The 12,457-nt window shown below is 60.9% G+C and carries 10 protein-coding genes; 8 read left to right on the plus strand and 2 right to left on the minus strand.

Translation table 11 applies throughout. The annotated features are described in order from the left end of the window. The first annotated feature begins 113 nt into the window (after positions 1-113). The 6 genes from ACA065_RS08210 (at position 114) to ACA065_RS08235 (ending at position 9,440) form a co-directional block, all read left to right on the plus strand. Positions 114-1,484 carry a glutamine synthetase family protein gene (locus ACA065_RS08210; protein ID WP_497694079.1) on the plus strand — a complete coding sequence of 457 codons (1,371 nt, stop codon included), beginning with the start codon at positions 114-116 and terminating at the stop codon, positions 1,482-1,484. A 1,136-nt stretch (positions 1,485-2,620) separates the two neighbouring features. Next, positions 2,621-3,220 (plus strand): class I SAM-dependent methyltransferase, encoded by a 600-nt coding sequence (locus tag ACA065_RS08215; protein ID WP_497694080.1) that lies wholly within the window; start codon positions 2,621-2,623, stop codon positions 3,218-3,220. A gap of 122 nt (positions 3,221-3,342) precedes the next feature. Continuing rightward, positions 3,343-4,476: a ribonuclease D gene (gene rnd / locus ACA065_RS08220; RefSeq protein ID WP_497694081.1), complete on the plus strand. Its 1,134-nt coding sequence runs from the start codon at positions 3,343-3,345 to the stop codon at positions 4,474-4,476. Beyond that, positions 4,473-4,766, plus strand: coding sequence for a YcgL domain-containing protein (locus ACA065_RS08225; protein WP_083359595.1), 294 nt, complete (start codon positions 4,473-4,475; stop codon positions 4,764-4,766). Before rnd ends, ACA065_RS08225 begins: the two co-directional genes overlap by 4 nt. 107 nt (positions 4,767-4,873) lie before the next feature. Next, entirely contained in the window at positions 4,874-5,806 is a 933-nt protein-coding gene (locus ACA065_RS08230) for a D-2-hydroxyacid dehydrogenase (RefSeq protein ID WP_497694082.1), read from the plus strand. Between the two features lie 166 nt (positions 5,807-5,972). Further along, positions 5,973-9,440 (plus strand): OspG family effector kinase, encoded by a 3,468-nt coding sequence (locus ACA065_RS08235; RefSeq protein WP_497694083.1) that lies wholly within the window; start codon positions 5,973-5,975, stop codon positions 9,438-9,440. Between the two features lie 43 nt (positions 9,441-9,483). On the opposite strand, the gene ACA065_RS08240 is transcribed toward ACA065_RS08235, so the two are convergent. Further along, positions 9,484-10,068 carry a nitroreductase family protein gene (locus ACA065_RS08240; RefSeq protein ID WP_497694084.1) on the minus strand — a complete coding sequence of 195 codons (585 nt, stop codon included), beginning with the start codon at positions 10,066-10,068 and terminating at the stop codon, positions 9,484-9,486. A 153-nt stretch (positions 10,069-10,221) separates the two neighbouring features. Here ACA065_RS08240 and ACA065_RS08245 point away from each other — a divergent pair, with 153 nt between their 5' ends. Together ACA065_RS08245 and ACA065_RS08250 are read left to right on the plus strand one after the other, a co-directional pair. Further along, entirely contained in the window at positions 10,222-10,671 is a 450-nt protein-coding gene (locus tag ACA065_RS08245) for a YcgN family cysteine cluster protein (RefSeq protein ID WP_106576966.1), read from the plus strand. Positions 10,672-10,685: 14 nt separating this feature from the next. Next, positions 10,686-11,906, plus strand: a complete 1,221-nt coding sequence (locus ACA065_RS08250; protein WP_497694085.1) for a hypothetical protein — start codon at positions 10,686-10,688, stop codon at positions 11,904-11,906. A gap of 144 nt (positions 11,907-12,050) precedes the next feature. Here ACA065_RS08250 and ACA065_RS08255 read toward each other — a convergent pair whose 3' ends face one another. After that, complete coding sequence (locus ACA065_RS08255; protein WP_497694086.1) at positions 12,051-12,401, minus strand: YgaP family membrane protein; 351 nt, start codon at positions 12,399-12,401, stop codon at positions 12,051-12,053. Positions 12,402-12,457: the final 56 nt, after the last annotated feature.

A 12,457-nucleotide genomic window follows, 5' to 3' on the forward strand; every position in this document is an offset into this window, starting at 1 on the left:
GCCCACCAGATACCTCTCTCCTACGTTGATCTGCCCCATGGATGACGCGCACCTGTGCGCATCTGCCCGGCGGCGCCTGTGCGCCTGCCTGACGCAAACGTATGAGAATTGCCATGAGTGTTTTTGCCAGCCTGCACGAAGCCCACTCTTTTCTTGAGCAGCACCCGGACATCGAGATGTTCGAGCTGTTTATCCTCGACAACAACGGCGTGCCGCGCGGCAAGTTGCTGCACCGCGATGAGTTGCTGGCGGTGTATGAAAGTGGTCGGCCGTTACCCAGCACTATTCTCGGCCTGACGATTAATGGCGATGACGTGGAAAACTCCGGGCTGGTGTGGGAAGTCGGCGATATCGACTGCCGCGCCTACCCGGTCAGCGGCAGTTTGCAGCGCATGCCGTGGCGCCTGATCCCGACGGCGGCGGTGCAAGTCAGCATGCACCCCACTGAAGGCCTGCCCGCCACCGTGGCCGACCCCCGGCACTTGCTGGCCAAGGTGATCGACGGGCTGAAAGCCGACGGTTACTACCCGGTGATGGCCGCGGAGCTGGAGTTTTACCTGCTCGACCAGAAGCCCGACAGCAACGGCCGCCCGCAACCGGCGCGGGATGTGGACGGCAATCGCCCGCGCTCGACCCAGGTGTATGGCCTGCGTGAGCTGGAGCAGATCGAGCCGTTCCTGGCGGACCTGTATAGCGCCTGCAAACTGCAAGGCATCCCGGCGCGCACGGCGATTTCCGAGTACGCGCCGGGCCAGGTTGAAATCACCCTGGAGCATCGTTCTGATGCGCTGCAGGCCATGGACGAAGCGGTGCGCTACAAACGGCTGGTCAAGGGCGTGGCGCATAAACATGGGATGACCGCGTGTTTCATGGCTAAGCCGTTCGATGACTTGGCGGGCACGGGCATGCACATGCATGTGAGCCTGGCGGACGTCCACGGCAATAACCTGTTCGCCAGCGAGGCCGCCGATGGCACGCCGCTATTGCGCCAGGCGGTGGGCGGCATGCTCAGTACTTTGCTTGATTCGTTGTTGCTGTTTTGCCCCAACGCCAACTCCTATCGCCGTTTCCAGACCAATAGTTACGCGCCACTGGCCGCCACGTGGGGGGTGGACAACCGTACCGTGAGCCTGCGCGTACCGGGTGGGCCGGCCAATTCCCGGCATATCGAGCACCGTATCTGTGGCGCCGACGCCAATCCTTACCTGGCGGCGGCAGCGATCCTCGCCGGTATCCACCGTGGTATCCGCGAACAGCGCGACCCTGGTGCGCCGGTGGAGGGCAACGGGTATGCGCAGGCCAAGGAATTGCTGCCTACGGACTGGCTTACTACTTTGCGCGCACTTGAAGGTTCAAGCTGGGCGCGGGATGTGTTTGGTAGTGAGTTCCTGGGGGTGTACCTGGCGGTGAAGCGTGCTGAGTATCGCCAGTTTATGGGGGAGGTTGGGGAGCAGGATTGGCGGTGGTATTTGCATCAGGCGTGAGCCGATGTGGCCGCCTGGGTGTATATCCGTTGCTGCGGTAACGGCCACTTAGGGTTCCGCTCTTACAGCGGGTCACTTTTGGCAAACGCCCCAAAAGTAACCAAAAGGTCTTTGCCCCACCACTCGGTGCCTCGCTAAGGCTCGGCATGCCCTCACTCCGGCTTGAATCCGTGGGCCGCCGCGATGGGCCATCCCTGGCCCAGCGCGGCTAACCCGGCGTCCTGCCGGGTTACCCACGGATTCAAGCCTGCGTTCGGCCATCGTGGTTAACGGGGCCTGTCAGATCAAGATCAAAATCTACAGCACGGCGGCCTAGTAGCCGACCTGAGTGGTTGAAGCAGAAGCAGGGCAACAGCACAGCAAAAACAGAGCAGAAGCAAATCTGCTTTTCTGTGGGAGCTGGCTTGCCTGCGATGCAGACACCTCGGTACATCAGGTACACCGAGTTGATGCCTTCGCAGGCAAGCCAGCTCCCACATTGACCGAGTACACACATCTACCTGAATGTACTGAGCTCCAAATGTGGGAGCGGGCTTGCTCGCGAATGCGGTGGGCCAGTTACAAATAAGCTGACTGACACACCGCCATCGGGAGCAAGTCGAACCGTCGCACCGCCCCTCCCACAATTCAACCGAGTTCAGCTTCAGTAAACAGGTCGGCTGTCAGGCCGCCTCGCTTTCGCTTTTGATCTAACCACTCAGGTCGGCTACTAGGCCGCCGTGCTGTAGATCTTGATCTTGATTTTGATCTTAGGCGCCCCGTCAACCACGCTGGCCTCACGCAGGCTTTGGAGCGGGGGTAAACCGGCAGGACGCCGGTTTAGCCGCGCTGGGCCAAGGATGGCCCATCGCGGCGGCCCCCGCTCCAAAGCCTGCGTGAGGGCACACCGAGCCGGAGGCGAGGTGCCGAGTGGTGGGGCAAGAGCCTTTTGGTTACTTTTGGGCTCTTTTCAAAAGTGACCCGCCGTAAGGGCGGAACCCATCTCAGCCACCACCCAAACAACGGATATGTACTCTGCGGCCCGTCAAGCGTGGGGCAATCTCACGTCAGTCACCGCTTCGACCTTTTTTTCACGTTGCAGTGGTTAAGCTGCGAATCAAGGTCGTTCACTACCGTTCCACACACATGAGCCCGTGATGTCGTCACCTACTCCATCCTCAATCGAGACTGAATTCGCCGAGCGCTGCGACCGTGAGCACGCCAGGGTCTGCGGTGACACGCGTCCGCCAAGGCTGCTCCAGCGCGTGGCTGCCTGGCGCGATGAGCGGTTGGTGCGCCAGGCATTGAAAGTCGCCGGCGAACCGGGGCTGATCCTCGACCTGGCCTGTGGCTCCGGCCGGTTCTGGCCGGTGTTGGCCGAGCACATCAACCGGGTGATCCTGGCCTCGGACAACTCCCAGGCCATGCTCGACCATGCGCGCACTCATCACCCGGTGGCATTGCTCAAACGGGTCAAAACGTTCCAGGGCTCGGCGTTTTCCATCGGCCTGTCGGCGAATGCGGTGGATTGCATTTTCTGCCTGGAATTGTTTCGCCATGTACCGAGCAGTGAAGGGCGTTTGGCGCTGCTAAGCGAGTTTCATCGGGTCAGTCGCGACACGGTGATTGTTTCCGTGAATGCACAGACGCCTGTCGAGGGCGAGTTCCGCCAAGCCGGTTTCAAAGTCTTGAACCAGCAAGAGTTCCTGCCGGGCTCCAAGCTGTGGCGGGTTTACGTCCTGCGTAAGAGAGGCTAACTCCCGTCTGCCGGACTATTCTTCATCTCTTGTCGGAGTTTTCATGATGGTGTGTGCACTGCGGATGCTCGCAAGGGTCTTTCGCGATATATACTGCGCGCCATTCTTCAAGGGAGAGCCGTGTGGCCATCGATATTCACTGGATCTGCGACAACGATAGCCTCGGCCAGCATTGCGCCGAATGGCAGCAGTTGCCATTCGTCGCCCTCGACACCGAATTCATGCGGGTCGATACCTTTTATCCCATTGCCGGGCTGATCCAGATCGGCGATGGCGTGCGCGCTTACCTGATCGACCCCCTGACCATCGACAACTGGCAACCCTTGGCCGCCTTGCTGGAAAACCCGGCGGTGATCAAGGTGGTGCACGCCTGCAGCGAAGACCTGGAAGTCTTGCTGCGCCTGACCGGCAGCCTGCCGGTGCCGTTGTTCGACACTCAATTGGCGGCGGCTTATTTGAACCTCGGTTTCTCCATGGGCTACTCGCGCCTGGTGCAAGCCGTGCTCGATATTGAGCTGCCCAAGGGTGAAACCCGTTCAGACTGGCTGCAGCGGCCATTGTCCGAGACCCAAGTGAGCTACGCCGCCGAAGACGCGGTGCACTTGGCCGAGGTTTACATCCGCCTGCGCCCGCAGCTGTCAGACGACAAGTACGCCTGGGTGCTGGACGACGGCGCCGAATTGGTGGCCAACCTGCGCCGCGAAGTCGACCCGTACGAGGTGTACCGCGACGCCAAGCTGGCGTGGAAACTGTCCCGCGCCCAGCTCGCCGTGCTGCGTGAACTGTGTGCCTGGCGCGAGCAGCAAGCCCGCGCCCGTGACCTGCCGCGCAACCGCATCATTCGCGAACACTCGTTGTGGCCCTTGGCCAAATCCCAGCCGGATAACCTCGCCGCGCTGGGCAAAATCGAAGACATGCACCCGCGCACCGTGCGTCAGGATGGCCAGTTTCTGCTGGACCTGATCAAACGTGCCGGCAGCGTGCCCATGGATCAATGGCCGCCTGCCGTGGCTGAACCGCTGCCGGTGGACGCCGCCACGCTGATCAAGCAACTGCGCGCCCTGGGCCAGGCCGAAGCCGAACGCCTGGACATGGCGCCGGAACTGATGCTGCGCAAAAAAACCCTCGAAGCCCTGGTCAAAAGTGGCTACCCCGATGGGCCTTATAAACTGCCCGACTCGCTGCGTGGCTGGCGCCGCGAGTTGATGGGCCAGGCGCTGCTCGACAGCCTGGCCACTGCCGGAGAACAGCCTTGAAACGTATTTGCTCCATCTATCGCAGCTTGAAAAAAGACGGGATGTACCTCTACGTACTCAAAAGCGATGCCCTGGAGCGTGTGCCGGAGCCGTTGATGGAAGCCTTCGGCAAGGCCCATCTCGCGTTCGAGATGATCCTGACGCCCGAGCGCAAGCTGTCCCGCGAGGACATCACCGTGGTCCTGGAAAACCTCGACAAGCAGGGCTACCACCTGCAAATGCCACCGGCCGAGGACGAGTACATCGAGCACTTGCCCGAAGAGTTGCTGCGACGCAACGACCCGATGTGATCGGACGGTGCCCTGCCCAGGGCACATTCTTCAATGCAAACGTATAAGTGGGGGGTGGCCGTATGGATGCGGGCGGCCGTCTGCAGTGTTTTTGAAAGGTTTGAACCATGCGTGTTCTGATTGCTGAACAGGATTACCCGCTCTACGCCCAATTGCTCAGTGACGCGGCACCGGATGTCGAGGTGCTGACCAGCGGCGACTCAGCCGAACTGTCGCGCCTGGCCGCCGATTGTCCGGTATGGCTGGGCCAGCCCGACCTGCTGGCCACCTTGTTGCGCCAGGGTCACCAACCGCAATGGCTGCAATCGACTTGGGCCGGTGTCACGCCGCTGCTGGCCGACGGCTTGCCCCGCGACTATCGCCTGACCCGTGCGGTCGGCATCTTTGGCCAGGTCATGGCCGAGTTTGTCCTCACCTACATGCTGGGCCATGAGCGCGAAGTCCTCGCGCGGCTGGTCAGCCAGGTCGAGCGCAAGTGGGACAACCGCATGGGGCAAAGCCTGGCGGGGCGCAAGGCGCTGATCGTCGGCACCGGCGATATCGGCCAGAGTGTGGCCGATTTCCTGCTGCCGTTTGGCGTCAAGCTGTACGGCATCGCCAGCTCTGCGCGTGAGCAGGCGCCGTTTATCGAAGTGGCCGGGCTGGATCAATTGGGCCGCTTGGTGGGCGAGGTGGATTACGTGATCAACCTGCTGCCCAACACACCGAATACCCACGACTTGTATGACGCGGCGCTGTTCAAGCAATTTAAGTCGACCGGTTTGTTTATCAATGTCGGGCGCGGCGTGGCTGTGGTCGATGCTGACCTGGTCGAGGCCTTGAAAGAAGGGCACCTGGCCGGTGCGGTGATCGACGTATGCCGCCAGGAACCGCTGCCGCAACGCCATCCGTTCTGGACTGCCTGGGGCCTGCTGTTGACCGGGCACAGCTCGGCGCCGACGTCGCCGCGGATGATGGTGGACTTGTTTGTGCACAACCTGCGGGCCTATGAAGCCAAGGAAGCGTTGCGCGGGGAAGTCAGCTTCGAACGCGGTTACTGAGGGCAGCGCCTGGCAATCGGGCGCACAGATTCACATGTGGTCATGTACATAAAATCTGACAGTCAAGATGGAACGTCCTTTCTGGGTTCCTCCACTGAGTGATCGCAAAGCGCACCTGGCGGTGCACTTTGCAGGAGTATCCACTTGACTAAGGACGGCAACTGCCATGACCACTCTCACCATGCCCGGTGTTCACACGCGCCCCGTGGCGCATTCCAGTAGCGTCATTGCGCCCGTTGACGAGCCGCCCGGCGCGATTGCCGACGCAAGCGACGCCCCTGTCTCCCAGCCTGCCACACCGTTGAAAGTAGCGTTGGGTGACCAATGCAACCAACAAACCCTGGCCGATAAACTCCAGGGTGTTATTCAAGACCTCCCGGGGCAACTCGTTCCCGATACGTCGTTATCCTTTGCCCGAGCCAGGGCATTGATGGAGACGGCGCTGGCTTCGCAACTGAAAAACACGCTGATGTATGTGTGCGAAGACTCCTCCTACCCATCACAGCCGACGCTGCCCGCCAACCGGCTGATCAGCCTTGAAGCTTATCTGCTTGGTTGTGGCATGACGCTGCCGAAAACCCTGGAAGCGCTGATCGAGCTTAGAAATGACAGCGCCAGGCAAGCGCAGGTCCATCCCTTGGGCAACCTCAGTGGTGGGTTGTCCTGGCCCTTGGCGATGCCCCCGCAAGACCAGAACAGCTTGGTCGCGCTGCTGCAAAGTAGCACCAGCGGATTGCCGGGGTTGCCGTTGGCGGACAGCGCAAAAGGTGCGTTGGGTTATTTGATGAGCGGCAGTTCGGTGTCCGAAGCCGACCTGAAAAAGCCTTTCGTCGCGATGGAAAAATTACTCGGCTCAGCCAAGGCCCAATCCCTGGGCAAAGCCATGCAGAGCGAGCTGGACGGCATTCCCCTTGAGGGCGCTGGCAACGACTATGTGATGACGGCCATCCATCTGGGCCTGGACCCGGAGTCCCTGACGGCGGTAGCCCCGAACACCGTCGCCGGTTTTGACTTGGCACACAGTCGGCACCGGGGGCAACGGGCTTCAGTGGTGATTGAACGGCTGGCTAAATACCTGACCGACAAAGGGCGCGCCAGTGCACAAACCGCCAACTTGGGCGCCTATCTGCTGTTAGCCAGGACGGCGCCCGAGTACCTGGTCAAGGACATCCCGCCCAGCGTGACCTACGGCAGCGTGTTATGGGCCCAATTGGCGATGGCTGTGGGCAAGATCGAAGCGCAAACCCCGGGCCGCACGCTGACCATGGGGTATGCCGAGATTTTACTGACTGGCGAGAAGCTGACGCCCGACGATGTCAGCCAGCAGATCGAATACCAGGCATTGAGGGGTTGGGGTGCCGCCAAGGGGTTTCAGGTCGCGGATGAAAAGGCCCCCTCGGTCGATGACATGGAGCGCATACGGACCTCGTTCAACGCGCACCTGAGCGCGCTGAAAACCGCCAGCACCTTGCTGCAAACGCCAATCCCCAGCCGAAAAGCGGATGGGCTTGCGCAGCTTCGAGCGGCGTTTCCTGACCTGGATTCAACATTGTTCGAGGTGAGGAGCATACAGAAGGCCCGGTTGAAGGAAGGGCGGCCCGGCCTTTATCCCGGCATGCGTTCGATGCTGGACATCGTGATGGAGGGCGGCAAGCTGGGGCCTGAAGATCATTGGATATCCAAGGACAAGCGCCTGCCCATTGATAAGTTCTGCGCCCTCTATGAGGCGGGCACGCTGGGGGTGGCCACCTCGTTCAAGGCCGCGTACGACACCTCCATCAACGCGCACGAGCAGGGGCAGCACAGTATGGCCAGGCACCTGCTTTCCACGTTGCCCTTGGAGGACCGCAACAACCTGGAATTTGGCACGCTGGAGTTCTTCCACACCAACCAGTACAAAATTGCCGGGGATTTATTTACCCCACCTGCGCTTCACGTCAGAGCGCATACGCTGGAGGTGAAAGCGACCCTGGGCGGGCAAGTGAATCTTTACACGATCAACACGCTCAAAGGCACCGTCGAGAAACAGAACTTTCTGATACGTCGTCGCACTGAGCCCTATACCGCCAACAAGATGGAATCGCGTGATGCCGATATCCTTTCGAAAACCGTGCGGGTGCAGCCCGGCAAGGACATTCCTGCAGGCTCGGCGCAGTCCGATAGTTTCAATTCCCCGCGCAGTCACCTGATCGCCGACGTCTTCGTAAAGTCCCTCGACCTGAAGAACGACGATCTGCTGAATGAGGCCAGGGGCGTCACTTCCTATGACCAGGACCGTGCCCGAAATGACGCGGTTTCGGAGTTCTTTCTGAACCTCATTCCGTTGCGCTCGGCCATCGTCAACTTTCAAAACGGCAATATCGGCCAGGGTATCTTCGACTTGGCCCTGGATGTCGTTGGGTTGATCACCCTGGGGGCGGGCAAGGCTGCGCAGGCGGGCAAGGTTGTGGGCAACGCCCTGTCAACGGCGAGCCACTTTGCCAAGGCGGCGCGGTTTGTCGGGGCGACCGCCGTTGAGGCCCTCAACCCCTTGAGCGGCGCGGGCGACCTGTTGGTCGGTGGCGGCAGGTTGCTGGCGGCGGCGGGGCGCGGGCTCAACCCGTTAAGGCGCGGCAGCTATGACGTGCTCAAGGCCGCCAGTAAACAGTATGGGGAGGTCGCTACGGGCAGCCTCAAGGTGGCGGGCCAGAGTGTCGACGGGGGAGCGGTGCTGCACAGCGGCAAGTGGTACGCCTTTGATACGCAAACCCTGCGTCCTTATGGTCGCGTGCGCAAAGACTTCACGCCTGGGGCTCGTGCAGTGGATGGCCAGATTACCCACCTGCCAACGCTGGCGGACGGTGATCTGAACAACCGGCTATTTCGCGAATTCAAAGTCCCCGAGTCGAGAATCGCCGGGCTTTCTCGCAGTGCTCGAGGGGTGTATGTGGCCGCTGACGGCCACCTGACGCACATCCGCCATACCGACAGCGCGGGGCAAACGGCCGTTTACGAAGTGCGGGATGTCACCCGTACACAGGACGGCACGGTGCACGCGAAGGTGTATCACAATGGTCGGCAAACGTCGTTGGTGCTTCAGCATGTCCAAGGTGACCAATGGCGGCGGCTGGGTCTCGGCGGCGGCAACCCACCTTCGGTCATAGAGGATCTTGGGCCGATAATCGGTGGAGGGGGCGAGGGCGTCGTTTATGCGAGCCTCGATGGTAAACGTGCTTACAAGGAATACCATCGAAGCTCCTCACCAGCCCCGGATGCCGAGCTATCCGAAGTTCAATTTCTCAACGGTTATTACGGCGAGGGGTTTGCCCGGACGGCGTATGAGGACGGTCGCAGGTTTTTAGTCATGGGCAAGATCGATGGCGTGGATCTGACGCATTTCGAGAGAGGCAGTTTACCGCCGCAAGCGCGTTCGCTAATGGCCGATACACTCGCCGAACTTGAGGCGAAGAATATCTACCATAACGATATGCAACTGAAGAACTACATGTATTCGGCCAAGGACAATAAGGTGTATCCGGTGGATTTGGATGCGTTGCCCAGAGAGTTCATGCCCTCGTTCTTAATGAACGACTGGCAACAAAAGAAACGAAAGTTGCTCAGTGAATATGCCGCCTTGGTCGCAAAAGCGCCTTGAGTGAGTTGCCTCAGGCAACCCACTGTCAGCGTTGTATCAGCCCTTAGAGGCTGAAATCCCCTTCAGACACCAGCTCGCTCAGCGGCTTGCGCGGGCTGGGTGTTTCACGCCCTTGCAGATACTCCGGCAAGCTCGACTTGTCACCCAGCTTGCCCACGGCCACGGCGGCGTGCAGCGCATAACCTTGTGGAATCTTCAACTCTTTGCGGGTCAGTTCCTGATCGAAGCCGGCCATGCCATGGGTGTGCCAGCCGCTGAGGCTGGCTTGCAGCGCCAGGTGGCCCCAGGCCGAACCGGTGTCGAAGGTGTGCCATAGGGCCGGGGTTTCTTCGCTGGCGCCGGGGGCGGTGAAGTCGGTTTTTGACGCGATGATCACCAAGGCTGACGCATGCTGCGCCCAATTACGGTTGAATTCATTCAGCAGGCCCAGGAAACGTTCCCAGTTCGGCGTGTCGCGGCGCGCGTAGAGAAAACGCCAAGGCTGCGAGTTGTACGCCGACGGTGCCCAGCGTGCAGCTTCGAAGAAGCTCAGCAGGGTGTCCTGCGGGATGCTTTCGCCAGTGAAGGCGCGGGGCGACCAGCGTTCGGTGAACTGAGTGTGGATCGGGTAATCGGCAACGCGTGTCATGGGCTGTTCCTGATCGTCAATTCGGCGTTCAAAGCTACTGCGCAGCCACTAGACTGACAAGTGTTGTTACACCGCCAGTCGTAAGCGCTTGGCCCCAAGGGCCTTGGGCACTAGACTGGCGGCCTTTTCACCTACCGATACTGATGTAGAGCCATGGCCGCCAAAGTCGAACCTTTCTGGATACGCAAAACCCTTGAACACCTCGACCAGGAGGAATGGGAGTCGTTGTGCGACGGCTGTGGCCTGTGTTGCCTGCAAAAGCTTGAGGATGAGGAGGACAACAGCGTCTATTACACGCGTATCGCGTGCAAACTGCTCGACCTGAACACCTGCCAGTGCACCGACTACCCCAACCGCCGCGCCTCGGTGCCCGATTGCATCCAGCTCACGCCGGGCCAGGCCGACCAGTTCAAATGGCTGCCGCCGACCTGCGGTTACCGCCTGGTCAGCGAGCGCAAGGACTTGCCACTGTGGCACCACCTGGTCTGTGGTGACCGCGACGCCGTGCACCATGAACGCATTTCCCAGTCCGGCCGTATGCTCGCCGAAGGCAGCGTGCCTGAAGACGACTGGGAGGATTACCTGATCTTTCGCGCGGGCTGAAAAAAGGAGTGTGTATGACGGTGGTAACCAAGCTGGCGGCCTCTTTCGTGTTGCTGGCGCTGAGCCTGCCTGCGTGGTGCGCGAAGAAAGTCGACCTGGACTACCACGTCAAACTGCTGCCCCAGAGTGATCAGGCCGAGGTGCGCGTGAGCCTGTCTCAGGGCTCGGCGGTGCGCAGCCTGGACTTCGACCTGGGCCACGAGGGTGACTACAGCGACTTCAAGGCCGATGGCCAATGGAAAGTCACCGGTCACCGTGGCCTGTGGCAGCCGACGCCCGATAAGGCCAGCCTGACCTACCGCGTACGCCTCACCCACGCGCGTAAACCGGGCCTCTATGAGGCGCGGATGACCCCCAGTTGGGCGCTGTTTCGCGGTGAAGACCTGGTGCCGGCAGCGCGGCTCGACCAGCAGGACGGCGTCGAACTGGTCTCGCGCCTGATATTCGAGTTGCCAGCGGGCTGGAAAAGCATCGAAACCGCCTGGCCGCGTGTCGGCAAGAACACATTCCGTATCGACAATGTGTCCCGCCTGTTCGACCGGCCCACTGGCTGGATGCTCGCCGGCACCCTCGGCAGCCGTCGCGTGCGCCTGGGCGAAACCGACGTCACCGTGGCCTCGCCCAAAGGCCAGGCCATGCGTCGCATGGATGTGCTGACCTTGCTGACGTTCGTTTGGCCGCAGGTTGAAGCGGCGTTCCCGCGTCACCCGGCCAAGCTGCTGGTGGTGGGCGCCAGCGACCCGATGCGCCGTGGCGTGTTTGCCTCGCGCGACTCGGTCTACCTCAACAGCCGCACGCCGTTGGTCAGCGAGAACGGCAGCAGCCCATTGATCCGTGAGGTGGTGCAGGCTATCGGGCGTTTTAACGATCACGACACGAGTGACTGGATCAGCGAGGGGCTTGGCGAGTATTACGCCATCGAACTGCTGCGCCGTGCGGGGGGGATCACCGATGAGCGGTATGCCGCGATTCAGGCGCGCTTGAGCAAAGAGGGCAAGGACGTGACCACCCTGCGTGGCGAGCACGTCAGCGGTGCGACCGTGGCGCGGGCGGTGGTGGTGCTGCAGGAGCTGGACCGCGAGATTCGCGTGAAGACCCACAACAAGCGCTCGCTGGATGACCTCGCACAGGCGGTGATGCGGGCGAACAGTATTACCACCAAAGAGTTTGTGCAGTTGGCCGAGAGCGTGATCGGCGAGTCTTCGGTGGTGCTCGATAGCAAACTGCTGCGCTGATCCAAAGCCATACACAAAGCAAAAATGTGGGAGCGGGCTTGCTCGCGAATACGGTGTGTCAGCCAAATAGTTGGCGACTGATTCACCGCTTTCGCGAGCAAGCCCGCTCCCACATTTAGATCTCCAATAGGTTGGAGCGTGGTGTCAGCCGGTGGTTTTGGTGGCTTTTTCAGCCGCGACTTCGGCCTTGGTCTTCAGGTTTTTCAACTCTTGCCCAGCGCGCTCGATCTTCGTGCGCACGCTGTTCATTTCCTGGCGACCCTGCTCCAGCTTGTCTTTGAGCGAGCTGTGCCCGGTGACACCGCGCACCAGCGCTACACCGCCAATTGCCACCTGGATCAGGCCGAAGATCCCGCCACGGCGCAGGCCTTTGCCGACCATCATCACGCCTCCGGCCACCGAGCCGATGCGTTCCCAGCCGTGCACGTTCTGGGTGGGCTGGGTTTCAAACGGGGTGTGTTCGATGATAGGTCGCAGGGTTTTGCTGTCGCTCATGATCTGTCTCCAACAAGGGCAAGTGTAAGTAGCTGACTGTTTGCGGGCGCCGGATG

The sequence above is a fragment of the Pseudomonas sp. LBUM1640 genome, from assembly GCF_059716225.1.